The sequence below is a fragment of the Streptomyces sp. NPDC020807 genome, assembly GCF_040641575.1.
Lineage (GTDB): Bacteria > Actinomycetota > Actinomycetes > Streptomycetales > Streptomycetaceae > Streptomyces.
Genome location: NZ_JBFADU010000037.1, coordinates 26,871 through 52,267, shown reverse-complemented (window position 1 = coordinate 52,267; position 25,397 = coordinate 26,871). Strand labels below are relative to the sequence as shown.

Genomic DNA, 25,397 nt, shown 5'->3' with positions numbered 1-25,397 from the left:
GGAACGTTCCCTCCGGGCGCCCGCCCGGGTCCTGGCCCCTCCCTGTTACGGGAAGGTCAGCTTGAACTGGTTGATGTAACCGGTGTCGGCGCCGGCCTTGTCCTGGACGCGGAGCTTCCAGGCACCGTTGGCGACCTCGGAGGAGGCGTTCACGGTGAAGGTCTGCTGGATGTTGTCGGCGCTGCCGCCGGAGCGGTTGCTCAGGCTGTAGACCGAACCGTCCGGGGCGACGAGGTCGACCACGAGGTCACCGCGGTAGGTGTGGACGATGTCCACGCCGACGGCGAGGTTGGACGGGGCGTTGCCGGTGCGGCCGGTGACGTTGATCGTCGAGGTGACCGCGGCTCCGGGGGAGTCCGGGATGGCGACGTCCGTGTCGTTGGTGAAGACCGTGCCGGTGGGCGGCTCGGTGCCGCCGGGGCGGGTGCCGACGTTGACGCCGGCCCAGGCGTGCTCGACGGCGAGGGCCTCGACGCTGCCGACGCCGTACAGCGCCTTGGCGACCTCGACCGTGCCGGTGCGGGCGCCGGCGTAGTTGGTGGACGAGGTGAACTTGGTGGTGAGCGCCTTGAACCAGATCAGCGAGGCCTTGTCACGGCCGATGCCGGTGACGGGCAGGCCGTCCGAGGTCGGGGAGTCGTAGTTGACGCCGTTGACCGTCTTGGCGCCGCTGCCCTCGGAGAGCAGGTAGTACCAGTGGTTCGCCGGGCCCGAGGAGTAGTGGACGTCGATGGAGCCGATGCCCGAGTACCAGGCGTCCTTGGACGAGCCGTCCTTGCTCGGCTTGTCCATGTAGCGCAGCGGGGTGCCGTTGCCGCGGATGTCGATCTTCTCGCCGACGAGGTAGTCGCCCGGGTCGGACGGGTTGTTGCCGTAGAACTCGACGGCCGCCGCGAAGATGTCCGAGGTGGCCTCGTTGAGGCCGCCGGACTCGCCGCTGTAGACGAGCTTCGCGGTGACGGACGTGAGGCCGTGGGTCATCTCGTGCGCGGCCACGTCGATGGAGGTGAGCGGCTTGGTGTTGTTCGCGCCGTCGCCGTACGTCATGCAGAAGCAGGAGTCCTGCCAGAAGGCGTTGACGTACGCGTTGCCGTAGTGGACGCGGCTGTACGCGCCGACGCCGTCACCGCGCAGGCCGTTGCGGCCCTGGACGTTCTTGTAGTAGTCCCAGGTGAGGGCGGCGCCGTAGTGCGCGTCGGCGCCCGCCGTCTCCAGGTTCTGCGGGGTGCCGTTGCCCCAGACGTCGGTGCTGTTGGTGAACAGCGTGCCGGTGCCGGACGTGCCCCGGTTGAGGTTGTACGTCTTGTGGTTGCCGCGGCCGGTGTCGGTCAGGGTGTACGAGGGCGCGGTGCCCAGCGTGACCTGGCCGCTGTACATGGTGTTGCCCGTGCCGGTGTGCACGGCCTGCCACTCGTACAGCTTCTTGCCGGTCCTGGCGTCGGTGACGACGTGCAGCTCGTTCGGGGTCCCGTCGTGCTGGAGGCCGCCGACGACGGTCTCGTACGCGAGGACGGGGGCCTTGTCCGAGCCCATCCAGACGACCTTGCGCGGGGCGCGCTCGGCGTCCGTGGCCTTCGAGCCCTCCGCCGAGGCCCGGCCGACGGCCTGCTTCTCGGCGGCGGCCGGGGTGACGGTGGCCGCGAGGTCGACGTTCTTCAGCTCCGCGCGGGAGGACTTGGTGACCGCCTTCGCGACCCCGGCCTTCGTCTCCTCGACGACGAGGTCGCCGCCGAGGACGGGCAGGCCGGCGTAGGTGCGCTCGTAGCGCGTGTGGGTCGTGCCGTCGCGGTCCTGCACGACGTCACGGACGACCAGCTTCTCCTGGACGCCGAGCCCGAGGGTCTTGGCCGTGGCCGCCTTGTCGGCGTCGGCGGCCTTGATGAGCGCGGTGCGCTGGGCCGGGCTGAGGTCGGCGGGGAGCTTGCCGGGGTTCGCCCCGGCACCGGCCTGGGCCTGGGGGGCGACGGGCCATCCGTCGTCCGCCTGTGCGGCGCCGGTCTGGACGGACACGGCGAGCATGGCGGCGGCGGCGATCAGGGCGCCGGTCGCGGTGGCGCGACGGCTGGGCGTGGATCTCACGCAGACTCCTTTTGCGAGGGGGGTACCGACGGGGCGTGGGTGAGCCGGGCCGGGCGGTGCAAGGAGAGCTGTGGAGCACGTACGGGTGAAGCGGTGGACTCGTGTGCGGTAAATCGATGCGAAGAGCCGGGGAGAGAGTGACAGGACTGTCGGGTACCTGTCAGGACCGCGTCGACAAGTTGGCCGGAACTCGTCCGCTGCCTGTACGTGGGTGTTCGTTAACCGGACGTTTCGTTGATCATGGGGCAGATGTCCCCTGGGCTTCCGTGGAGCCCGTGATCCCGGCGCGGGACGGGCCGCGGAGTGCTACCGCCGGTACGGGTGCGGGCCGCGCGATCCGGGCGGGGGAGACCCGCCCGGATCACGACGCCGCATGGCGTGAATCATTCGCTTCGCCGGGGGCCGTCAGCCCACCAGGCTGTCCCGCCAGGCCTGGTGGAGACTCGCGTAGTGCCCCTCGCCGGCCGTCAGGGACCGCGGGGTGCCGTCCTCGACGACGCGGCCCGCCTCCATCACCAGGACGCGGTCCGCCACCTCGACCGTCGACAGGCGGTGGGCGATCACCACCGCCGTGCGGCCCGCGAGGACCGTGTCCATCGCGCGCTGGACCGCGCGCTCGCCCGGCACGTCGAGGGAGCTCGTCGCCTCGTCGAGGATGAGGACCGCCGGGTCGGCGAGGAGCGCGCGGGCGAAGGCCACCAACTGCCGCTGACCTGCCGAGATCCGGCCGCCCCGCTTGCGTACGTCGGTGTCGTAGCCGTCCGGGAGGCCCTCGATGAACTCGTGGGCGCCGATCGCCTTCGCCGCTGCCTCGATCTCGGCGCGGGTCGCGTCCGGGCGGCCGATCGCGATGTTCTCCGCGACCGTGCCCGAGAAGAGGAACGCCTCCTGCGTCACCATGACGACACCCCTGCGCAGCTCCGGCGTCGCCAGCTCGCGCAGGTCCACGCCGTCCAGCAGGATCCGGCCCTCCGTCGGGTCGTAGAACCGGGCCAGGAGCTTCGCGAGCGTCGACTTGCCCGCGCCCGTCGCGCCCACGACCGCCACCGTCTGGCCCGCCGGGATCGTCAGGCCGAAGGTGGGCAGGACCTCGCCGCCCGTCCGGTACGCGAAGCGGACCCCCTCGAAGACGACCTCCCGGCCCGGCGTGCCCGTGCGTTCCGGCAGCTCCCGGGGCGCGGCCGCCTCCGGGACGCCCGGCTCCTGCGCGAGCAGGCCGGCGATCTTGGCGAGGGACGCGGCGGCCGACTCGTACGAGTTCAGGAACATGCCGAGCCGGTCGATCGGGTCGTAGAGCCGCCGCAGGTAGAGCACGGCCGCCGCCAGGACGCCCAGGTCGAGCGTGCCGCCCGCGACCCGGTACGCGCCCCACAGGACCATGCCGGCCACCGCCGTGTTCGACACCAGGCGCGAGCCGACGACGAAGCGGGCCATCTCCAGCAGCGCGTCGCCGTTGCTGCGCTCGTGCCGGTGGTTGAGCGCGGCGAACTCGGCGTCGTTCGTCTCCTCGCGGCGGAACGCCCGGACCGGCCGGATGCCGTTCATCGTCTCCGCGAACTTCACGATCACGCCCGCGATGGCCGTGGACCGCACCCCGTACACCGTGCCCGCGCGCCGCCGGTAGAGCCGTACGAGCAGGTAGAGGGGGACGAAGGAGGCGACCGCGACCGCGCCGATGCCGAGGTCGAGCCAGAGCAGGACCAGGCAGATCGAGACGAAGGACAGCAGGACGCCGATCAGCTCCTGGAGGCCCTCGGAGAGCAGTTCGCGCAGCGACTCGACGTCCGTGGTCGAGCGCGAGATCAGCCGGCCCGAGGTGTACCGCTCGTGGAAGTCGACGCTCAGCGTCTGCGCGTGGCGGAAGATGCGGCCCCGCAGGTCGAGCAGGACGTCCTGGTTGACCCGGGCCGCCACCCGCACGAAGGCGTACTGGAGGAGGCCCGCGAGCCCCGCGCAGAGGAGGTAGCCGACCGCCACCGCCACCACGGGGCCGTGGTCCCCGGCCCGGAAGGCCGGGACGGCCCGGTCGATCGCGTACGCCACGATCAGCGGACCCGCCTGGACCGCCGCCTCCTTCACCAGGAGGACCAGCGCCGTCGCCGTCACCCGCAGCCGGTGGGTCGCGAGCAGCGAGCGCAGCAGCGCGCCCGTCGCGCCGGGCGGCGCGGGCAGGTCGTCCTGGTCGAAGGGGTCGGGGGGAGCGGGCGCCTCCGACGGAGCCCCGTCCCGCTTCTCGTCCACCGTGGTGTCGGTGCTCACTTCGCGGCCCCCTCGGCCCTGTCGTCCGTGCCCGACATCAGCCAGGCGTACTCCTCGCTGCTCCGCAGCAGCTCCTGGTGCGTGCCCACCGCCGCGATACGGCCCCGGGAGAGCAGCGCGACCCGGTCGGCGAGCATCACCGTCGACGGGCGGTGCGCCACGACCAGCGCGGTCGTCTCCCGCAGGACCTCCCGCAGGGCCGCCTCGACCCGTGCCTCCGTGTGCACGTCGAGCGCCGACAGCGGGTCGTCGAGGATCAGGAAGCGGGGCCTGCCGACCACCGCGCGGGCCAGCGCGAGCCGCTGCCGCTGGCCGCCGGAGAGGCTCAGGCCCTGCTCGCCGACCTGCGTCGCCGCGCCCTCGGGCAGCCGGTCGACGAAGCCGTCCGCCTGCGCGACCCCGAGGGCGCGCCGCAGCTCCGGCTCGCCGGCCGTCCCGCCCGCCCCCATCAGGACGTTCTCGCCGACGCTCGCGGAGAAGAGCGTCGGCTCCTCGAAGGCCATCGAGACGAGGGAGCGGAGCCGCCCGCGCTCCATCCCGGCGATGTCCTCGCCGTCCAGGAGGATCCGTCCGCCGGTCGCCTCGTGCAGGCGCGGGACGAGCGCGGTGAGCGTCGTCTTGCCCGATCCGGTGCCGCCGACCAGGGCGAGCGTCTCGCCGGGGCGGATGTGGAGGTCGACGCCGTCGAGGACGGGCGGGGCGTCGGCGGGCGCGTCCGGGTAGCGGAAGACGACGTTCTCGAACCGCACGCCGTCCGAGGCGGCGACGGCCCCTTCCGCGTGTACGGCGGTCTCCGGCTCCTCCTCCGCGTCCATCACCTCGAAGTACCGCTCCGTCGCCGTCGCCGCCTCCTGGCTCATCGCCAGGAGGAAGCCGATCGACTCCACAGGCCAGCGCAGCGCGAGCGCCGTCGACAGGAACGCGACGAGCGTGCCCGCCGACAGGTCCCCGTCCGCCACCTGGACGGTCCCGAGGACGAGCGCCGCCCCGATCGCCAGCTCGGGGACGACCGTGATGACCCCCCAGATCATGGCGAGCAGCCGGGCCTTGGTGAGCTCGGTGCCGCGCAGCGTCTCCGCGAGCACGCGGAAGGCCCGCGCCTGGCTGCGGTGCCGGCCGAAGCCCTTGACGATCCGGATGCCGAGGACGCTCTCCTCGACGACCGTCGTCAGGTCGCCGACCTGGTCCTGCGCGCGCCGCGCCACGGCCCCGTACCGCCCCTCGAAGAGCGAGCAGACGATCACCAGGGGCACGACGGGGGTGAGCAGGACGAGCCCGAGGGACCAGTCCTGGGCGAGCAGCAGCACGCAACCGGCGAGGATCGTCACCCCGTTGACCAGGAGGAAGGTCAGCGGGAAGGCCAGGAACATCCGGACCAGCATGAGGTCGGTCGTGCCGCGCGAGAGCAGCTGCCCCGAGGCCCACCGGTCGTGGAAGGCGATCGGCAGCCGCTGGAGCCGCCCGTACAGGTCGGCCCGCATCCGCGCCTCGACCCCGGCGAGCGGCCGCGCGACCAGCCACCGCCGGTACCCGAAGAGCAGCGCCTCGGCGATGCCGAGCAGGAACAGGTAGAGCGCCCCCAGCCACACCCCGCCCGGGTCGCGGTCCGCGACGGGCCCGTCGACCATCCACTTCAGGACGAGCGGGATGACGAGCGACAGGCAGGAGGCGACGATCGCGACGAAGGCGGCCGTGAACAGCCTCACCCGCACGGGCCGGACATAGGGCCACAAACGGAGCAACACCCGGACCGCGGAACGGTCATGGGGTGCCGCGGGCGGCGCGGACTTCTCTGGGGGCAAGGATTTCTCGGGCATCGACCCGACCTTACGACCCGCCGCTGACACGTCTCATCCGGTTTTCGGACGACCACAGTCCGCCGGAGCCCGTCTCCCTCCCGCGCCGCTCAGCTCCACTCCCGCCTCACCCCCGCACCCGCAGCAGCACCGTCGACCGTGCCCCCACCCGGATCACCTCCCCGCCCCGGTGGACCGTCCCCGGGGCCTCCTCCTGGTCCTCGCGGGCCGTGTCCACGAGGAGCTCGTACGACTCGGCCCACGGCGGTCCCGGCAGGGGGAAGTCCAGGGGGTGCGGGCCCGCGTGGAGGACGGCGAGGAAGCTGTCGTCCGTGATCCGCTCCCCGCGCTCGTCGCGGCCCGGGATGTCCCGGCCCGAGAGGTAGAGGCCGAGCGTCGCCGTCGGCGCGTACCAGTCCCCGTCCGTCATCTCCTCGCCGTCCGCGCCGAACCACGCCAGGTCCCGCAGCCCGTCCGCCCGCTGTGGCCGGCCCGAGAAGAACGCCCGGCGGCGCAGCACCGGGTGGCCGCCCCGGAGGGCGAGCAGGCGCCGGGTCAGGGCGAGGAGCTGGGCCCGTCCCGGGTCGTCGGGGAGCGACCAGTCGAGCCAGCCGACCTCGTTGTCCTGGCAGTACGCGTTGTTGTTGCCGCCCTGCGTGCGGCCCATCTCGTCGCCCGCGACGAGCATGGGGACGCCGGTCGACAGGAGCAGCGTGGTGAGGAGGTTGCGGAGCTGGCGCCGCCGCAGCGCCTGGATGTCCGGGTCGTCGGTCTCGCCCTCCGTCCCGCAGTTCCACGACCGGTTGTCGTGGGTGCCGTCGCGGTTGCCCTCGCCGTTCGCCTCGTTGTGCTTCCGCTCGTACGTGACGAGGTCGCGCAGGGTGAAGCCGTCGTGCGCGGTGACGAAGTTGACGGAGGCGTACGGCCGCCGCCCGCCCCAGGCGTAGAGGTCGCTGGAGCCGGAGAGCCGGTAGCCGAGGTCCCGCACGTCGGGCAGCGCGCCGCGCCAGAAGTCCCGCACGGCGTCCCGGTAGCGGTCGTTCCACTCGGTCCACAGCGGCGGGAACGCGCCGACCTGGTAGCCGCCGTTGCCGACGTCCCAGGGCTCGGCGATGAGCTTGACCCGGCGGAGCACCGGGTCCTGGGCGATGACGGCGAGGAAGGGGGAGAGCATGTCGACGTCGTGCATGGAGCGGGCCAGCGCCGCCGCCAGGTCGAAGCGGAAGCCGTCCACGCCCATCTCGGTCACCCAGTAGCGGAGGGAGTCGGTGATGAGCCGGAGCACCTGCGGCTGCACGACGTGCAGCGTGTTGCCGCAGCCGGTGTAGTCGGCGTACCGCCGGGCGTCGGACTGGAGCCGGTAGTAGCCGCGGTTGTCGACGCCCTTGAGGGAGAGCGTCGGCCCGAGCTCGCCCGCCTCCGCCGTGTGGTTGTAGACGACGTCGAGGATCACCTCGATCCCGGCCGCGTGCAGCGCCCGCACCATCCGCTTGAACTCGCCGACCTGCTGTCCCGCCGTCCCCGTCGCCGCGTACCCGGCGTGCGGGGCGAAGTAGCCGATCGAGTTGTACCCCCAGTGGTTGCGCAGTCCGCGCCGCAGCAGGTGGTCCTCGTGCGCGAACTGGTGGACCGGCAGCAGCTCGACCGCCGTCACCCCCAGCCGCACGAGGTGCTCGATCGCCGCCGGGTGCGCGAGCCCCGCGTACGTCCCCCGCAGCCGCTCCGGGATCCCCGGGTGGAGCCGCGTGAAGCCCTTCACGTGGAGCTCGTAGATGACCGAGTCCTGCCAGGGCGTCTTCGGTCTGCGGTCGTCCGACCAGTCGTCGTCGTCCTGGACGACGACCCCCTTCGGGACGTGCGGCGCCGAGTCCCGGTCGTCGCGGACGGTGTCGGCGACGTGCTGCTGCGGCCAGTCCCGCACGTGCCCGTACGTCTCCGGGGGCAGCGCCGCGAAGTCCCCGTCGACGGCCCGCGCGTACGGGTCGAGGAGGAGCTTCGCCGGGTTCCAGCGGGCGCCCGTCCACGGGTCCCACCGGCCGTGCACCCGGTAGCCGTACCGCTGCCCCGGCCCGATCCCGGGCACGAAGCCGTGCCAGATCTCGTGCGTCAGCTCGGTCAGCGGCAGCCGCACCTCCGTCCCGTCCTCGGCGAACAGGCACAGTTCGACCGCCTCCGCGCCCCCCGCCCACAACGCGAAGTTCGTCCCCGCCACCCCGCCGGGCCCGACCCGGCAGCGTGCCCCGAGGGGCGTCGGCGCCCCCGGCCACACCGCAGGGGGGCGCCGCGTCTCCTCCGCGGCACGCCCCCGTACCGCCTCCTGCTCGGCTGCGCTCGACACCGTCCGGCCTCCCGCGGCTCATGGGGCCCGCACGCCGGGGAGCGGCGGCGTCCCGGCCGCCGCTCCCGCGCGTCGCGCATTCCCGTCGTCGTCCTCCCTGTTCTGCCCGCACGGCCGTGCTCCCAACATGGCCCGCACGTACGTTTCCCCTGGAGGGGGGCTGTCGTTGGGCCGGGAGTGAATCGCGTATGGAAGCGGGCGGCGTACGCCCTGGCGGTGGCGGGCCTGTCGACGGGACTGATGACGGGCCTCGCGGGATGCACGGGAACCGACGGCGGAGGGGGCCTCGGCCTGCCCGCGCCGGGAAAGGCGAGGGCCCCCGGTGACGTCATCAGGATCAGCCCCGAGGACGGCCGGCGGGGCGTGCCGGGCGAAGGGCCCGTGGAGGTACGGGTGGACAGCGGGCGCCTCGAAAGGGTGACGGTCGTGCAGGTCGAGGACGCCCAGCGGACCCGGGTCGAGGGCGAGATCTCCGCCGACGGGCTGAGCTGGCGGCCCCGCGCGGGCACCCGGCTCGCGCTCGCCGCCAAGTACAGCGTGGACGCCGTCGCCCTCGACGGCCACGGCCGCCGCTCCGCCCGGCACACCACCTTCACCACCGTCGTCCCGGAGAGCCGCTTCATCGGCTACTTCAAGCCGGAGAACCGTTCCACTGTCGGCACCGGGATGATCGTCTCCTTCTCCTTCAACCGGCCGATCGAGAACCGCGCCGAGGTCGAACGGGCCATCAGGATCACTTCCGAGCCGCCCGTCGAGGTCGTCGGCCACTGGTTCGGCAAGGAGCGGCTCGACTTCCGCCCCGCCGCGTACTGGAAGGCCGGCACCCGCGTCACCGTCGACCTCGCCCTCCGCGACGTCGAGGGCGCGCCCGGCGTCTACGGCATCCAGCGCAAGAAGGTCGGTTTCACCGTCGGCCGTTCCCAGGTCTCCCTGGTCGACGCGGCCGCCCACACCATGGAGGTCCGCAGGGACGGCGAGCTCCTCGCCACCGTGCCCGTCACCGCGGGGGCGCCGAAGACCACCACGTACAACGGGAAGATGGTCGTCACCGAGCTGTACGACGTGACGCGGATGGACGGCCGTACCGTCGGCTTCGGCGGCGAGTACGACATCAAGGACGTCCCGCACGCCATGCGGCTCACCGAGTCCGGGACCTTCCTGCACGGCAACTACTGGGCGTCCCCCGGCACCTTCGGTTCGGCCAACGTCAGCCACGGCTGCGTGGGCCTGCGCGACGAGAAGGGCGGCAGTGCCGACTCGCCGGCCGGCTGGTTCTTCGACCGGACGCTCGTCGGGGACGTGGTCGAGGTGGTCAACTCGAAGGACAAAAAGGTCGCTCCCGACAATGGGCTCGGGGGATGGAACCTCGACTGGGTCCACTGGAAGGCGGGTTCGGCACTGAACTGACCCCGTCGCACCCCGCTCGTGCGCAACCCCCGCCACCAGGCCGACTCCGGCCCCCGCCCATACGATGATCGGGACGGAACGGTGACATTCGCGTGGATCTTTCGTGTCCTCCGGTGTGATTACCTGTCGCCGTGCGCGCGAGCGGATGCGCACGGGGGTGGGGCCGTGGCGTTGCCAGGCCGTGCGAGGGGAGACGACCACAGTGAACGGGCAGCCGATATCGGGGGCATCGGTAGGGGCGACGACGCGACGGCGACGGAGCGGGAGCGTCCGCCTGTCGGCGCTGGCCACGGGGGCGCTGCTCCTCGCGCTCACCGCCTGCGGCGGCGGTGGCGGCACGGGCGCGGACGGCGGCGACGCGGGCCGGAACCCGGCGGCGCAGGGCTCGGGCAAGCCCGAGAACGCGGCCTCCCAGGCCGTCGTGACGATCCTTCCGAAGGACGGCGCCGACTCGGTCGCCACCAGCGGCGCCCTCAAGGTCACGGCCCAGCAGGGCAAGCTGACCACGGTCACGGTCGCCGACTCCAAGGGCACCGCGGTCGAGGGGCAGATCGCCGCCGACGGCGCCAGCTGGACGCCCACCGCGCACCTCTCCGCGGGGACCCAGTACAAGGTCCACGCCGTCGCGAAGGACGCCGAGGGCCGCGAGTCGGCGAAGGACACCACCTTCACCACGCTGGTCCCGCAGAACACCTTCATCGGCCACTACACGCCGGAGGACGGCTCGACCGTCGGCGTCGGCATGCCGGTCTCCATCAACTTCACCCGCGGCATCACCGACCCCGAGGCCGTCGAGAAGGCCATCAAGGTCACGGCCGAGCCGGCCGTCGAGATCGAGGGCCACTGGTTCGGCAACGACCGCCTCGACTTCCGCCCCGAGGAGTACTGGGCCGCGGGCACCAAGGTCACCGTGCAGCTGAACCTCGACGGCGTCGAGGGCCGCCCCGGTGTCTACGGCAAGCAGAAGAAGACCATCAGCTTCACCATCGGCCGCCGTCAGGTCTCCACCGTCGACGCGAGCGCCAAGACGATGAAGGTCGAGCGCGACGGCAAGATCATCAAGACGCTGCCGATCACCGCGGGCGCCCCGTCCACGACGACGTACAACGGCCAGATGGTCATCAGCGAGAAGTACAAGGTGACCCGCATGAACGGGGCCACGGTCGGCTTCGGCGGCGAGTACGACATCAAGGACGTCCCGCACGCCATGCGCCTGTCCACCTCGGGCACCTTCGTGCACGGCAACTACTGGGCCCCGAAGAGCACGTTCGGCTCGCAGAACGTCAGCCACGGCTGCGTCGGCCTCTCCGACGTGCGCGGCGCGGGCGACCCGTCGACCCCGTCGGCCTGGTTCTTCGACCGCTCGATCATCGGCGACGTCGTCGTCGTGAAGAACTCCAAGGACAAGCAGATCCGCCCGGACAACGGCCTCAACGGCTGGAACATGGACTGGTCGGAGTGGGTCGCGTGACCCGCCGCTGACGAAGGGGCCCGGTGCTGTGAGCAACAGCACCGGGCCCTCCGTCGTTAACGGCCACTAACCTTTCCCCCATGACTGTGAACCTCGAAGTCGCCGACGGCGTCGGCACGATCCGCCTCGACCGCCCTCCGATGAACGCCCTCGACATCGCCGTCCAGGACCGGCTGCGCGAGCTGGCCCAGGAGGCGACCGACCGCGACGACGTGCGGGCCGTGATCCTCTACGGCGGCGAGAAGGTGTTCGCGGCCGGCGCGGACATCAAGGAGATGCAGCGCATGGACCACGTGGCCATGGTCAAGCGCTCGCGCGCCCTCCAGGACTCCTTCACCGCCATCGCCCGCATCCCCAAGCCCGTCGTCGCCGCCGTCACCGGCTACGCGCTCGGCGGCGGCTGCGAGCTCGCGCTCTGCGCCGACTACCGGATCGCCGCCGACAACGCGAAGCTCGGCCAGCCGGAGATCCTCCTCGGCCTGATCCCGGGCGCCGGAGGCACCCAGCGGCTCTCCCGCCTCATCGGCCCCTCCCGGGCCAAGGACCTCATCTTCACCGGCCGGATGGTCAAGGCGGACGAGGCCCTCGCCCTCGGCCTCGTCGACCGGGTCGTCCCCGCCGCCGAGGTGTACGAGCAGGCGCACGCCTGGGCCGCGAAGCTGGCCCAGGGCCCCGCGGTCGCCCTGCGCGCCGCGAAGGAGGCCGTCGACCAGGGTCTCGAGGCCGACATCGACACCGGTCTCGCCATCGAACGCACCTGGTTCGCCGGGCTGTTCGCCACCGAGGACCGTGAGACCGGCATGCGCAGCTTCGTCGAGGAGGGCCCGGGCAAGGCGAAGTTCGCCTGAGCCTCCTCCCCAGGAGACCCAGGGGTCGCCCAGGGGGCCGATTCCGGCGGAACGGCCCCCGCGGGAGGCTCCGTGCGGCCATGATGGGGGCATGGCGGGCCTGGAGAGCAGGGAACAACCATGGCCGCGGGGCAGCGCGGCCGCCGCGCGGTGGGGACCGGTCGCGGAAGGCGAACAGGGCGCCGACATACTGGAGTTGTTCGGCAACCCGGCCGAGCGCGAGGTCCGGCTCGTCTCCGAGCCCGGCAAGGCGTGGGTGGCCAGGCGGCTCACCCAGGCGGTGGTCCTCTGGCAGTGGGGGCTCGGACCGCAGGTCGCGGAGCACGCGGTCCTGCTCGTCTCGGAGCTCGTGGGGAACGCGGTCCGGCACACCGGTGCCCGCTCCTTCACGCTGCGGCTGCACCGGCGGCGCGGCTGGATGCGGGCCGAGGTCGGCGACCCCTCGCGCGGGCTGCCCTGTCTGATGCCGGTGGCCGACATGGACGAGAGCGGCCGCGGTCTGCTCCTCGTCGAGAAGCTCTCCGACCGCTGGGGCGTGGACCTCGGGCCGTTCGGCAAGGTCACCTGGTTCGAGATGCGGGTGGTCGACCGGGTCTGAGCCGGCGGTCCCGGACGCACGAAAGCCCCCGTCCGCCGTGGTGGGGCGCCTGGGGGCTCTCGTGAAAAGCGCCGTGGACGGGGGGGTGTATCCACGGCGCCGCTTGTCGACCTGGCCCGGGTCAATGGGGGTCGTGTCTCCGACTATGGCATGCGGACCACCCCGCCGCCAAACGTCCCTACTGGGACAGAATCGGACATATAGGCGGAGATCTTCTATGAATCATTGGTGACATGTGGCACGGACCTTGCAAACTGTGAATGACTATGCGGTTCATTGATTGTTTCCCGGGCTCGTCCGCATGCTGGACGTCCCGATCCGCTCGACAAACGTCCTGAATCGGCCTAATCGTCACGATTCGGCAGACATCATCTTTTACTGGTCGGGTGAAGCCGATCGACCGCCGCGGCGCCCTCCGGGCCGGCGCGGCCCTCGCAAGCGCGGGGCTCCTCACCGGAACCACCGCCTGCGGCACGGCCCCGCGCCCGGCGCCCGCCCCCCGACCGGCGCGCCCCGCCGCCGCGCCCGCCCCCGCGCCCCGCCGGTTCCCCGGCCACCCGGCCGAGATCACCCACGGCCCCCGCGACCGGCCCCGGGTCGCGCTCACCTTCCACGGCCAGGGCGACCCGGCCCTGGCCCGTACCCTCCTCGCCCAGGCGGAGAAGGCCGGCGCCCGCGTCACCGTCCTCGCCGTCGGCAGCTGGCTCGACGCCCACCCCGCCATGGCCCGGCGCATCCTCGACGGCGGACACGACCTCGGCAACCACACCCAGCACCACACCGACGTCAACGCCCTCGGCGAGGCGGAGGCCCACGCGGAGATCGAGGCCTGCGCCGCCCGCCTCCGCCGCCTCACCGGCTCCGTCGGCACCTGGTTCAGGCCCTCGCGCACCCAGCACGCGACCCCCGCCGTCCTGCGCGCCGCCCAGCGCGCCGGATACCCGCACACGCTCTCGTACGACGTCGACTCCCTCGACTTCACCTCGCCCGGCGCCACCGCGATCCTCGGCAACGTCAACGGCTCCCTGCGACCCGGCTCGGTCGTCAGCCTCCACTTCGGCTACCCGGAGACCGCCGCCGCGCTCCCCCTCCTCCTCGCCGACCTCGACCGCCGCGGCCTGCGCGCGGTCACCACCACGGAGCTGCTGACCTGATGGCACACCTCACGAAGCGCGGCGGCCTCCTGCTCGCCGCGGCCCTCCTCGCCGGAACCGCCCTCGCCGGCTGCGGCGGCGGCCACCGGACCGAGAACGGCGCCACCGGCGTGAAGAAGGCCGCCGCCCCCGCCGTCCCCGAACCGGCCGCCGCGCCCGCCGGACTCCCCGGCATGCCGCCCCTGCTCGACCCCGACGACGTCTACGCCGCGGACCGGCCGAACAAGCTCTCCCCGGTGGTGCGGAACTTCCCCTCCCGGGTCTACGTCCCCAACACCAACTCCAACACGGTCTCCGTCATCGACCCCGCCACCTACAAGGTGGTCGAGACGATCCCGGTCGGCGTCCAGCCCCAGCACGTCGTCCCCTCCTGGGACATGAAGACGCTCTGGGTCAACAACAACCGGGGCCACACCCTCACCCCCATCGACCCCGCCACCGGCGTCGCCGGGAAGCCGGTCGAGGTCCACGACCCGTACAACCTCTACTTCACGCCGAACGGCAAGTACGCCGTCGTCATGGCCTCGCTCGACCGCGAACTCGTCTTCCGCGACCCCCACACCATGGAGCGGAAGAAGACCGTCCCCGTCAGCTGCTACGGCGTCAACCACGCAGACTTCTCCGCCGACGGCCGCTACTTCGTCGTCTCCTGCGAGTTCTCCGGCGAACTCCTCAAGGTCGACACCGAGAAGATGGAGGTGATCGGCCAGCAGAAACTGCCCTTCCAGGGCGCCATGCCGCAGGACGTGAAGATCTCCCCGGACGGCAAGACCTTCTACGTCGCGGACATGATGGCCCACGGCATGTGGGTCCTCGACGGCGAGAGGTTCACCACCCCGACCCTGCTCCCCACCGGCAAGGGCTGCCACGGCCTCTACATCAGCCGCGACTCCCGCGAGATGTACGTCCCCAACCGCGGCGAGGGATCGGTCTCCGTCTTCGACTTCGCGAAGAACAAGCTCACCAAGAAGTGGTGGCTCCCCGACGGCGGCTCCCCGGACATGGGCGGGGTCTCCGCCGACGGCAAGGTCCTCTGGCTGTCCGGGCGCTACGACTCCGAGGTGTACGCGATCGACACCGCGACCGGCGCGCAGCTGGCCCGCATCCCCGTCGGCGGAGGCCCGCACGGCCTCGCGGTCTACCCGCAGCCCGGCCGGTACTCGCTCGGCCACACGGGCATCTTCCGGTAGGGCCTGTCCGGCGGACCGGGGCCGGCGTCGGACAGGCCCTGGCGGGCGTCTCCGTCAGTGCGCCACCAGCAGCGCCTCCGAGGCCACCGGGCGGTACCCCGCCGCCTGGAAGGTCCGCACGCTGCGCGCGTTCCCCGGCGACTGCTGAGCCCACACCACGTCCCCCGGGGTGAGGTGGCGGGCCGCCGTCGCCAGGGCGCGGCCCAGGCCCCGGTGGCGCACCTCCTCGTCGACCTCGATCGCCGCCTCCCAGCGGCCGGCCACGCCCCGCCCCAGGATCAGGACGCCGCCGTCGGCCGCCCACACCCGGACGTCGTCGCGGAACTTCAGCGCCCGCTCGACCCGGGGGTGCGAGGGGTCGTCGATCTCGCGGAGCTCCAGCGGGGGAGGGCCGGGCAGGGCGTCGGCCACCGTCAGCAGGTCGATCGTGTTCATGCGCAGGCCCGTGCGGGTCATCAGGGCGACGAGGAAGCCGGGGTTCATGCTCGCCGCGAGCGGGTCGCTCGACGTGGCGGCGAGCTCCGCCCGTACCCACTCCGGGTCGGCGTCCGTGAAGACCACCGAGTGGGCGGTGAAGGCGAGCACCCCCGCGTCACGTGGGTTCGGCGGGGGAACGACCGTCGTCGACCCGTCCGGGGGAGGGAAGTCCCCGCTCGCCGCCGCCGCCAGGATCCGTGCCACTTCGCTGTTCATACCACCCATCATCCGGCAGGGTGCGGCCCGCTAATCTTTCCCCCGTCAAGGAAGCACCAAGAAGGGGCGGAAGCAGTGGCGAACATCGACGAGGCGCGCGCGGCGTTCAACCAGTTCGACGTGGACGGCGACGGATTCATCACCGCGGCGGAGTACAAGAGCCTCATGGCGAAGCACGGCGACTTCAACGTCACCGAGACGGTCGCCGAGGTGCTCATCAAGCAGCGCGACGACAACGGCGACGGCGTCCTGTCCTGGGACGAGTTCTGGGGCCACTACAGCAAGGCCTGACCCGAACGGTCCAGTCCCACGAGCCCGGGCGGGCGGCCTCACACTGAGTTGCCGCGCGACCCGGGCTCGGTGACGATCGAGCGGTGACGCTTCCCGGACCTTTCGGTACCCCGAGCCGTCTGACAGCGGTGGTCGCCGTCATCGTCGCCGCCGCCGCCGTCCTCGCCGTCGTCCTGCTGGGTGCGGGCATCGCCCAGACGGGGACGGGGGAGCTCCGGATACCCGCAGCCGGCACCACCGCGCTGCTGCGTTTTCTCGTCCTCGCCGGCCTCGCCGTCCAGGTGGGCGAACTCGCCGGAGGCCGAATAGCCGGCGCGGGCCCGCGACCCCGCGCGTTCTCCGTCCCGGCCGCCCTGCTCGCCGCGGGCGCCTCCGCCGGACTCCTGATCCTCCTCGCCGCCGTCAGCGGCCTGAGCCTCCCGGTCGTCTACGGACTGCGCGAGGGGCGCCTGCTCCTCGTCACGGCCAACGCCTTCCTCCTCGCGGCCCTGTGCGCGGCCTCCCGCCGCCCGGCCCTCGCCGTGGCCCCGCTCGCCGTCGCGGTCCTCTCCGAGGCCCTGCGCGCCCACCCCGAACCCACCACCCCGGCCATCGGCACGGCCCTGACCGTCGTCCACCTCACCGGCGCCTCGCTCTGGTGCGGAACACTCCTGTACGTGCTGAGGACCATGCGGCTGAGGCGCGGGGGCCGGGAGGTCCTGGCCCGCTACGCCCGCATGGCCGCCGTCGTGTACGCGGCACTCGCCGTCACCGGCACCGTCTCCACTCTCCGGCGCCTCCCCCTGGACGCCGTCCTCACCTCGGCGTACGGCAGGGTCCTCCTGGTGAAGCTCCTCCTCTTCGGCGGCGTCAGCCTCCTGGCCCTCGCGGCCCGCACCCGCATGCTCGCGGGCGGCGACGCGGAGTCCCCGGCCCGCGTGGAGGTGGCCTGCCTCGGCGTGATCACGGCCGTGTCGGCCCTGCTGACGGTGGTGCCGGACCCGCACTGGCTCACGCCCTGAACCGAGGAACGCGCGGTCACTCCGGCCGGCCGAAGCGGCGGCCGGCCCACAGGAGGGTCAGGGCGCCGACGGCGAGGAGGAGGCCGGCCTCCAGGGCGAGCGGGGGCTGGTGCCCCGCCCAGGAGAGGCCGCCGCCCGACGCCTGGTCCGGGGCGCGCAGCGCGATGCAGCGGCGGAGCAGGTCCACCCCGTAGGCGAGCGGGTTCACCGCGGCCAGGGCGCGGCACCAGCCCGGCAGCGACTCCAGCGGGAAGAACGCGCCTGACAGGAAGAGCAGCGGCATCATCAGCAGGCTGAGCAGGGTGTGGAAGAGCTCCGGGCCGCGCAGCGTCACCGCCAGCGCCAGGGTCACGCTGGTGAGCGCGAACGAGGCGAGCAGCACGGCGCCGAGGAGCAGCAGCAGGAGCACCGGGTCGTACGGCAGGCCGACGGCTCCGGCCAGGCAGAGCAGGACGGCGCCCTGCACCGCCGCGACGAGCGTCCCGCCGAGGCAGCTGCCCACGAGCAGGGTGGAACGGCCGACGGGGGCCATCAGGAGCTCGCGGAGATAGCCGCTCTGCCGGTCGGTGATCAGCCGGATGCCCACCATGACGGCCGGGGTCTGCACCGTCATCATCAGCATCCCGGGGAAGAGGTACGTCCGGTAGTCCGTGCCCAGCGAGGCCGCGGGGACGAGGGCGGCGAGCCCCCCGCCGAGGGCGAAGAGGTAGAGCACGGGCTGCAGCAGGATCAGCGCGGTGGAGGAGCGCTGGGCGGCCAGGCGCAGCAGGTCGCGGTGGACCAGGGCCCCGGCCGCCCGCAGCTCGCGTCGCAGCCGGGGCACCCGCCCCCGCTCCGCGGCCTCGGGCGCCCGGACGGCGAGGGTGGTCATCGGGCGGCTCCCATGCTGCGGCCGGTGTGGTGGAAGAAGACGTCGTCGAGCGAGGGCGGGGTGGCGGAGGCGGCGTGCACGGCGATGCCGTGCGCCTCCAGGGCGGCGCACAGCCGCGGGATCCAGGCGCTGCCGTCCGGCACCCGCAGCCAGGTCCCCTCGCCGTCCACGGTGACCGTCCGGTCCGGCGGGGCGGCCGCGGCGACGACCTTCCGGGCCCGCCCGTCGTCGCTGGTGCGCAGCACCACCCGGTCGTCGCCGATCGCGGCCTTCAGCTCGTACGGCGTGCCCTCGGCGACCAGCCGGCCCCCGTCGATGATCCCGATCCGGTCGCAGTGCTCCGCCTCCTCCAGGTAGTGGGTGGTGACGAAGAGGGTGCTGCCGTCCCGCTCGCGCAGGGCCCGCAGATGGTCCCAGATCCCGGCCCGCGCGTGCGGGTCGAGCCCGGTCGTCGGCTCGTCCAGGAACAGCACGCTCGGGGAGTGCAGCAACTGGCGGGCGATCTCCAGGCGGCGCCGCGTCCCGCCCGACAGGGCGCGTACGGGGAACCGGCGCCGGTCGGTGAGACCCGCGGGTCCGAGCACCTCGGCGGTGCGCTCGCGCACCTCGCGGCGGGGCATGCCGTACAGGCGGGCGTGGACGCGCAGGTTCTGCTCGACGGTCAGGTCGGGGTCGAGGGCGCCGTGCTGGAAGAGGATGCCGACCCGGCGGCGCACGTCGTGGGGGTGCGCGGAGACGTCGAAGCCGGCCACGGAGGCGTGACCGGAGGTGGGGCGGGCGAGCGCGCACAGCAGCGCGATGGTCGTGGACTTCCCGGCGCCGTTCGGGCCGAGGAAGCCGTAGCTCTCGCCCCGGCGCACGTCGAGGTCGAGGCCGCGGACCGCGTCGACGGCGGTGCCGTCGGGGCCCGGGTAGCTCTTCACGAGGCCGCGCGTCCTGATCGCGTGCCCGGAGTCGTACGGCTGCTCCTGCTCCTGCATCGGTCCCGCCCTCCGTCGCCCTGCTCGCCGGCCCGGATCCCGCACCGGCCGGCGGCTGCCTCCGAGGCAACCACCGGCCGGGGGGTTCATGGCCGCTACGCGCAGCTGATGCCGATACAGACGGTGTTGAGGAGCGTCAGCAGGCCGACGCACGCGCACGTTCCGCTGAACGAGTCGCCGTCGACGCCGACCGGGTCGGTCTCCGGAAGGGCGTGCAGGTGGGCCAGCAGCTCAAGGTCCTGGTTCTCCATGACAATCTCCTTCACTCACTGACGTGGCGACGGGGGACCCCGCCGCTCAAACCGGCCGCTGGACCATCCAGTGCCGGGGCTCTGTGTGGCGCACCCGCAGGAGGAACGCCAGGATTCCCGCCGAACCGTCGCTCCAGCTCGTCGAGACGTCCCCGTACTCGTTGGGGAAGACGACGTGGCTGCCGCGCCGGGACGCTTCGGAGACGACGAGGCGGGCCAGCTGCCCGGCGCGCGCCCGGTGGGCGGGATCGCCGGTCGCCTCCGCCATGTCGAGGAGGAAGTCGCCGTTGCCCGCCAGCCCGTGGCACTGGGTGATCGGCGCCCTGGAGGCCCGCTCCACGACGGCCCGGGCGGCGCCGACGGCGAGCGCCCGGAAGCGGTCGTCGCCGGTCGCCCGCCACAGCCGGACGAGGAACGAACCGATGCCGGCCGAGCCGTGGCACCAGTACGGCGCCGTCGGCACGTCATCGGCCTGGGCGGGCCACTGGGCCGCGTCGCCGACGGTCACCGCCTGCGCGGCCAGGAGCTCGCCCGCCTCCAGGGCGAGCCGCAGGTGCTCGGGGTTCTTGGTGATGTCGGCGGCCTCCAGGAGGAAGCAGCCGATGCCGGCGGTGCCGTGGGCGAAGCCCAGGTAGCGCTTCCCGGCCTCCTCGGAGACGGCCTCCGCGGGCACCGGCCAGCTCGTCCCGGACGTCTCGCGCCGGGCCGCGGCGGCCAGCCGGTCGGCGGCGTCGGCGACCCGCTCGGCGAAGCGGGGGTCGCCGGTCCGGTGCCAGAAGTGGGCGGCGGCCAGTCCGCCGCCGGCCGCACCGTGGGTGACGTCGTGGCTGGGCGTCGACTCCTGGGGCGCGAGGGCGAGCGCCAGGGCGTGGTCGACGAGCGCCCGGTCGCCGACGGCGCGCCCCGCGTCGTACAGCGCCCAGGCCGTGCCGCGTCCGCCGAAGTGCAGTCCGGGCCGGGTGGACCGGGTGTCGGTGCGCGCGGCGATCCAGTGACCGGCCTCGGCGATGCGCCCGGGGAGCCGGGGGTCGCCGGTGACCTCGAAGAAGCGGGTGAGGGCGGACAGGACTCCGGCCGCGCCCTGCTGCACGATGCAGGCGTCGGTCTCCCCGGCCTTGACGGAGACGGGCCAGAGGCGCCGGTCGTCCTCGGGCGTCATGGAGTCGAGGAGGTGGTCGACGATCCCGGCGACGGCGGAGTCGATGCCGTCGGCGTCGACGGCGGGGGTACGGGTTCCACCGGTGCGGCTGCCGAGCAGGGCCTCCCTCGCGCGGGACGGGTCCCATCGGGCGGCGGGATCGTCCTTCATCAGCCCGAGGATCATCGTGACCAGGCCGTCCGGCAGGTCCAGCGGCTCGGCGCAGGCGGCCAGCCAGGCGGCGAGCCGGTCCTCGGCCGCCCGGTCGGCCGGCTTCTCCTCCAGGAGGGACGGGACCTTCCCGACGAGGACGAAGCACAGGGTCGCGCCGAGGCTGTAGTAGTCGCCGGTCGGGGAGACGGGCGCGTCCACCAGGCGCTCGGGGGGACTGAAGCCGGGCGTGCCGACGCGGGTCGGGAGGGCCTCGTCCTCGGCGAGGACGGCGAGTTCCAGGTCGATGAGGCGCAGCGCGCCGTCGGGGCGGACCATCACGTTGGCCGGGGTGAAGTCGCGGAGCACGCAGCCCCGGGCGTGGGCGGCCTCGACGAGGTCGACGAGGCGCCCGGCCTGGACGAGGGCGTCGGCGCGGTACCGCTCGGCGCCCACGTCGCGGAAGCGCTCGGCGGCCCAGTTCCGCAGCGGGACCCCCGGCACCTCCTCCTGGGCGAGGAAGAGGTGGCCGCCGTGCTCGAACAGGGCGAGCGGCTCGGGCGCGAGCCCGGTGCCCCGGAGCTTCTCCAGGGTGCGGGCCTCGGTGCGCAGCCAGTCGCGGACGTCGTTGCCGTCGGCGTCGGCCTCGACGTGGGGGCGGGTCTCCTTGATCACCACCGGCGCGCCGGTGGTGACGTCGGTGCCCCGGTAGACGCCGCCCTTGTTGGTGTGGCGGATGGCCTCCCGTACGGAGAACCGCCCGCCGAGCAGGACGGGCCCGGGCTTCTTCACCTCGGCGGGCACGGCGGACTCGGGGAAGGGGCTGACGGCCCACGCGGGGGGCGTGTACGAGCCGGTGCGCCTGTCCTCCACCGGGTTGCCGTCGGGGTCCTCGAAGTACCAGATCATCAGCCCGTCGGCCGAGAGCCGCTGCCGCCCGACGAAGGCGCCGTACCGGTAGTGCACGAGGCTGCCGGGGGCGTACGGCCGGTCGGAGAGGATGCGCGGCCCGGTGAGCCCGGCCGTCGCCGCGTGGAGGGCCCCGGCGATCCGGGCGGCGTCGGCGTCGGAGGCCGGATAGACGGTGAGGAACTTGCCCGAGCTGCCGCGAGGGGTGGCCCGGGTGTTGAGGGCGCCGACCTGTTCCAGCGAGCGGGCGAACTTGAAGGCGGACCCGTCCGGGAGGAGCACCTCGAGGCACTTGAGGAGCACCGCCGGCGCGGACGCGGAGGTCGCCGACACGTGCAGCTTCCAGCCCTGCCGGGGCCCGGCCCCGGAGCGCGGCGCGACCCGGCACCAGCTCTCGTTCGACTCGGTCGCCCAGCGCTCGGCCGTGCCCGTGACGCGCAGGGCGCCGCGGAGCAGGGTCTCCAGCTCGGACTCGGTGACGTGGGTGGTCATGCCCATCCCTCTCAACGGGGTGAAACCGCTGAGGGGGAGCGTGCCCCGGCCCGATTGTCACATCAACGGGGTACCCGTCTGATTCACCTGATCCGGCGAGCGCACGCCCTTCCCGTGCCACCTTGCGGTGCGACCGCGCAGAAACGGTGTGCGACCGCTCACAAGGGGGCGCATTCCGTGAACACGCCGAAGGCCCTGACCAGCACCGAAGACGACGGCGCTGCTCAGGGCCTTCACAAGACCCGCGTGGGGACTACGTCAGCACTCGATGATGTTCACCGCGAGACCGCCGCGCGCGGTCTCCTTGTACTTGACGCTCATGTCGGCGCCCGTCTCCTTCATGGTCTTGATGACCTTGTCCAGGGAGACCAGGTGGCTGCCGTCGCCGCGCATCGCCATCTTCGCGGCCGTGACGGCCTTGACCGCCGCCATGCCGTTGCGCTCGATGCAGGGGATCTGGACCAGGCCGCCGACCGGGTCGCAGGTCAGGCCGAGGTTGTGCTCCATGCCGATCTCGGCCGCGTTCTCGACCTGCTCCGGGGTGCCGCCGAGGACCTCGGCGAGGGCGCCGGCCGCCATCGAGCAGGCGGAGCCGACCTCGCCCTGGCAGCCGACCTCGGCGCCGGAGATCGAGGCGTTCTCCTTGAAGAGCATGCCGACGGCGCCGGCCGCGAGCATGAAGCGGACGATGCCGTCCTCGTCGGCGCCGGGGACGAAGTTCATGTAGTAGTGCAGGACCGCGGGGATGATGCCGGCCGCGCCGTTCGTCGGGGCGGTGACCACCCGGCCGCCCGCGGCGTTCTCCTCGTTCACGGCCATCGCGTAGAGGGTGATCCACTCCATCGCGAGCGCCGCCGGGTCGCCCTCGGAGCGCAGCTTGCGGGCCGTGTTCGCGGCGCGGCGGCGGACCTTCAGGCCGCCGGGCAGGATGCCCTCGCGGGACATGCCGCGCGAGACGCAGGCCTGCATGACGCGCCAGATCTCCAGGAGGCCGGCGCGGATCTCGTCCTCGGTGCGCCAGGCCTTCTCGTTCTCCAGCATCAGGGAGGAGATCGACAGGCCGGTCTCCTTCGTCAGGCGGAGCAGCTCGTCGCCGGTGCGGAAGGGGTACGTGAGGGCCGTGTCGTCCGGGATGATCGGGTTCTCGCCGGCCACCGCGTCCTCGTCGACGACGAAGCCGCCGCCGACCGAGTAGTAGGTCTTCTCCAGGACGAGCGCGCCCTCGGCGTCGTACGCGAAGACCGTCATGCCGTTGGCGTGGTAGGGCAGCGCCTTGCGGCGGTGCAGGATCAGGTCGTCGTCGAAGGAGAACGGGATCTCGTGCATCCCGAGCAGGTTGATCCGGCCCGAGGACTTGATCCGCTCGAACTCCTCGTCGGCGGTCTCCACGTCGACCGTGCGGGGGGAGTTGCCCTCCAGGCCGAGGAGGACGGCCTTGGGGGTGCCGTGGCCGTGGCCGGTCGCGCCGAGGGAGCCGTACAGCTCCGCCCGTATGGCCGCCGTGTGGGCGAGCAGGCCTTCGTTCTTGAGCCGGCGGGCGAACATCCGGGCCGCTCGCATGGGGCCCACCGTGTGGGAGCTCGACGGACCGATGCCGATCGAGAACAGGTCGAAGACCGAGATGGCCACGGGAGGACTCCTTGTGGGGCTAGACGCCGTTGTCTGCCGGGGTGGTGCAGAAGACGCGTGGAAAAGACATGAGCAGGGGCACCGCGCTCACTGCCCAGTGTGCGCGGTGCCCCGGAGCTTCGTACCAATAAAGGCGTACGAAAATACTACAGACCGGGGTACAGCGGGTGCTTCTCGGCGAGCGCCGTCACCCGGGCCTTGAGGGACTCGGCCTTCGCCTCGTCGAAGCCGGGCTTCAGGGTCTCCGCGATGACGTCGGCGACCTCGGCGAAGTCCTCGGCCTGGAAACCGCGGGTCGCGAGCGCCGGCGTACCGATGCGCAGGCCCGAGGTGACCATCGGCGGGCGCGGGTCGTTCGGAACGGCGTTCCGGTTGACCGTGATGCCGACCTCGTGGAGGCGGTCCTCCGCCTGCTGGCCGTCGAGCTCGGAGTTCCGCAGGTCGACGAGGACCAGGTGCACGTCCGTGCCGCCGGAGAGGACCGAGACACCGTGGGCGGTGACGTCGTCCTGGACCAGGCGCTCGGCCAGGGCGCGGGCGCCGTCCAGGGTGCGCTGCTGGCGCTCCTTGAACTCCTCCGAGGCCGCGACCTTGAAGGAGACGGCCTTGGCCGCGATCACGTGCTCCAGCGGGCCGCCCTGGAAACCGGGGAAGACCGAGGAGTTCAGCTTCTTCGCGAACTCCTTCTTCGCGAGGATGATGCCGCCGCGCGGGCCGCCGAGCGTCTTGTGCGTGGTGGAGGTCACCACGTCCGCGTACTCGACCGGGTTCGGGTGCAGACCCGCCGCGACCAGGCCGGCGAAGTGGGCCATGTCGACCCACAGGTACGCCTCGACCTCGTCGGCGATCCGGCGGAACTCCGCGAAGTCCAGCTGGCGCGGGTAGGCGGACCAGCCCGCGATGATGACCTTCGGGCGGTGCTCCTTGGCGAGGCGCTCGACCTCGGCCATGTCGACCAGGCCGGCCTCGTCCACGTGGTAGGCGACCACGTCGAACTGCTTGCCCGAGAAGTTCAGGCGCATGCCGTGGGTCAGGTGACCGCCGTGCGCCAGGTCGAGACCCAGGATCGTGTCGCCCGGCTGGGCGATCGCGAAGAGGGCGGCCTGGTTCGCGGAGGCGCCGGAGTGCGGCTGGACGTTGGCGTACTCGGCGCCGAACAGGTCCTTGATCCGGTCGATCGCGATCTGCTCGGCCACGTCGACGTGCTCGCAGCCGCCGTAGTAGCGGCGGCCCGGGTAGCCCTCGGCGTACTTGTTGGTGAGGACGGAGCCCTGGGCCTCCATGACCGCGACCGGAGCGAAGTTCTCCGAGGCGATCATCTCGAGGGTGGACTGCTGGCGGCGGAGCTCGGCGTCGACCGCGGCGGCGACGTCGGGGTCCAGCTCGTGGAGAGGAGTGTTCAGAAGCGACATGAATCGATCCCTAAGGGGTCTCGGGCCCGGTCTCAGTTCCCGGCGAACGCGGTGTACTCGTCGGCGGAGAGCAGCTCGTCCGGCTCACCGGTGACGCGCACCTTGAACAGCCAGCCACCCGCGAACGGAGCCGTGTTCACCAGCGACGGGTCGTCCACGACGTCCTGGTTGGCCGCGACGACCTCGCCCGTGACGGGGGAGTACAGGTCGCTGACGGACTTGGTGGACTCCAGCTCGCCACAGGTCTCGCCCGCGGTGACGGTGTCGCCGACCTCGGGGAGCTGGGCGTAGACGACGTCACCGAGCGCGTTGGCCGCGAACTCCGTGATGCCGACCGTCGCGACGCCGTCCTCGGCGGCCGACAGCCACTCGTGCTCCTTGGTGTAGCGCAGCTCGTTGGGGTTGCTCATGACCTGATTCTCCTGGATTGAAAGGGTGCG

20 protein-coding genes are annotated in these 25,397 nt (G+C 72.6%); 8 read left to right on the top strand and 12 right to left on the bottom strand.

Translation table 11 applies throughout. From position 1 onward, the window contains the following. Positions 1-45 precede the first annotated feature (45 nt). From AB0G79_RS31820 to glgX, 4 genes are all read right to left on the bottom strand, one after another. Positions 46-2,079, bottom strand: a complete 2,034-nt coding sequence (locus AB0G79_RS31820; RefSeq protein WP_360812663.1) for a M4 family metallopeptidase — start codon at positions 2,077-2,079, stop codon at positions 46-48. 405 nt (positions 2,080-2,484) lie between these two features. Further along, complete coding sequence (locus AB0G79_RS31815) at positions 2,485-4,320, bottom strand: ABC transporter ATP-binding protein (protein WP_360812671.1); 1,836 nt, start codon at positions 4,318-4,320, stop codon at positions 2,485-2,487. A gap of 14 nt (positions 4,321-4,334) precedes the next feature. Further along, on the bottom strand, positions 4,335-6,155 hold the full coding sequence (locus tag AB0G79_RS31810) for an ABC transporter ATP-binding protein (protein ID WP_360812661.1): 1,821 nt from the start codon (positions 6,153-6,155) through the stop codon (positions 4,335-4,337). Between the two features lie 106 nt (positions 6,156-6,261). Further along, positions 6,262-8,403, bottom strand: coding sequence for a glycogen debranching protein GlgX (gene glgX, locus AB0G79_RS31805; RefSeq protein WP_360812669.1), 2,142 nt, complete (start codon positions 8,401-8,403; stop codon positions 6,262-6,264). A gap of 309 nt (positions 8,404-8,712) precedes the next feature. Here glgX and AB0G79_RS31800 point away from each other — a divergent pair, with 309 nt between their 5' ends. From AB0G79_RS31800 to AB0G79_RS31775, 6 genes are all read left to right on the top strand, one after another. Further along, entirely contained in the window at positions 8,713-9,879 is a 1,167-nt protein-coding gene (locus AB0G79_RS31800; protein ID WP_360812667.1) for an Ig-like domain-containing protein, read from the top strand. Between the two features lie 202 nt (positions 9,880-10,081). After that, complete coding sequence (locus tag AB0G79_RS31795; protein WP_360812659.1) at positions 10,082-11,350, top strand: Ig-like domain-containing protein; 1,269 nt, start codon at positions 10,082-10,084, stop codon at positions 11,348-11,350. Positions 11,351-11,430: 80 nt separating this feature from the next. Then, the gene (locus tag AB0G79_RS31790) at positions 11,431-12,198 is read left to right on the top strand and encodes an enoyl-CoA hydratase-related protein (protein WP_360812657.1); all 768 of its coding nucleotides are present in this window, start codon (positions 11,431-11,433) and stop codon (positions 12,196-12,198) included. Between the two features lie 91 nt (positions 12,199-12,289). Continuing rightward, positions 12,290-12,796: an ATP-binding protein gene (locus AB0G79_RS31785; protein WP_360812655.1), complete on the top strand. Its 507-nt coding sequence runs from the start codon at positions 12,290-12,292 to the stop codon at positions 12,794-12,796. Between the two features lie 386 nt (positions 12,797-13,182). After that, entirely contained in the window at positions 13,183-13,950 is a 768-nt protein-coding gene (locus AB0G79_RS31780; RefSeq protein ID WP_360812653.1) for a polysaccharide deacetylase family protein, read from the top strand. Beyond that, a complete protein-coding gene (locus AB0G79_RS31775; RefSeq protein ID WP_360812650.1) occupies positions 13,950-15,140 on the top strand; it encodes a hypothetical protein in 1,191 nt (396 codons plus the stop codon). The genes AB0G79_RS31780 and AB0G79_RS31775 overlap by 1 nt, the downstream gene beginning before the upstream one ends. Before the next feature lie 54 nt (positions 15,141-15,194). Here the strand turns inward: AB0G79_RS31775 and AB0G79_RS31770 are convergent, their stop codons facing one another. Then, positions 15,195-15,833 carry a GNAT family N-acetyltransferase gene (locus tag AB0G79_RS31770; RefSeq protein WP_360812648.1) on the bottom strand — a complete coding sequence of 213 codons (639 nt, stop codon included), beginning with the start codon at positions 15,831-15,833 and terminating at the stop codon, positions 15,195-15,197. 75 nt (positions 15,834-15,908) lie between these two features. On the opposite strand from AB0G79_RS31770, the gene AB0G79_RS31765 reads away from it, so the two are divergent. Together AB0G79_RS31765 and AB0G79_RS31760 are read left to right on the top strand one after the other, a co-directional pair. Further along, positions 15,909-16,124 (top strand): EF-hand domain-containing protein, encoded by a 216-nt coding sequence (locus AB0G79_RS31765; protein ID WP_360812646.1) that lies wholly within the window; start codon positions 15,909-15,911, stop codon positions 16,122-16,124. 83 nt (positions 16,125-16,207) lie between these two features. Further along, entirely contained in the window at positions 16,208-17,125 is a 918-nt protein-coding gene (locus AB0G79_RS31760; RefSeq protein WP_360812644.1) for a CopD family protein, read from the top strand. A 16-nt stretch (positions 17,126-17,141) separates the two neighbouring features. Here the strand turns inward: AB0G79_RS31760 and AB0G79_RS31755 are convergent, their stop codons facing one another. From AB0G79_RS31755 to gcvH, 7 genes are all read right to left on the bottom strand, one after another. Beyond that, positions 17,142-17,996, bottom strand: a complete 855-nt coding sequence (locus tag AB0G79_RS31755) for an ABC transporter permease (protein WP_360812642.1) — start codon at positions 17,994-17,996, stop codon at positions 17,142-17,144. Beyond that, positions 17,993-18,976: an ATP-binding cassette domain-containing protein gene (locus AB0G79_RS31750; protein ID WP_360812641.1), complete on the bottom strand. Its 984-nt coding sequence runs from the start codon at positions 18,974-18,976 to the stop codon at positions 17,993-17,995. The genes AB0G79_RS31755 and AB0G79_RS31750 overlap by 4 nt, the downstream gene beginning before the upstream one ends. A gap of 95 nt (positions 18,977-19,071) precedes the next feature. Continuing rightward, positions 19,072-19,227, bottom strand: a complete 156-nt coding sequence (locus AB0G79_RS31745; RefSeq protein ID WP_165590978.1) for a VenA family class IV lanthipeptide — start codon at positions 19,225-19,227, stop codon at positions 19,072-19,074. Between the two features lie 46 nt (positions 19,228-19,273). After that, on the bottom strand, positions 19,274-21,916 hold the full coding sequence (lanL, locus tag AB0G79_RS31740) for a class IV lanthionine synthetase LanL (RefSeq protein WP_360812638.1): 2,643 nt from the start codon (positions 21,914-21,916) through the stop codon (positions 19,274-19,276). A gap of 258 nt (positions 21,917-22,174) precedes the next feature. After that, positions 22,175-23,545: an L-serine ammonia-lyase gene (locus AB0G79_RS31735; RefSeq protein ID WP_360812636.1), complete on the bottom strand. Its 1,371-nt coding sequence runs from the start codon at positions 23,543-23,545 to the stop codon at positions 22,175-22,177. Between the two features lie 146 nt (positions 23,546-23,691). Continuing rightward, on the bottom strand, positions 23,692-24,957 hold the full coding sequence (gene glyA / locus AB0G79_RS31730) for a serine hydroxymethyltransferase (RefSeq protein ID WP_360812634.1): 1,266 nt from the start codon (positions 24,955-24,957) through the stop codon (positions 23,692-23,694). A 32-nt stretch (positions 24,958-24,989) separates the two neighbouring features. Continuing rightward, positions 24,990-25,367 carry a glycine cleavage system protein GcvH gene (gene gcvH / locus AB0G79_RS31725; protein WP_360812632.1) on the bottom strand — a complete coding sequence of 126 codons (378 nt, stop codon included), beginning with the start codon at positions 25,365-25,367 and terminating at the stop codon, positions 24,990-24,992. Positions 25,368-25,397 lie beyond the last annotated feature (30 nt).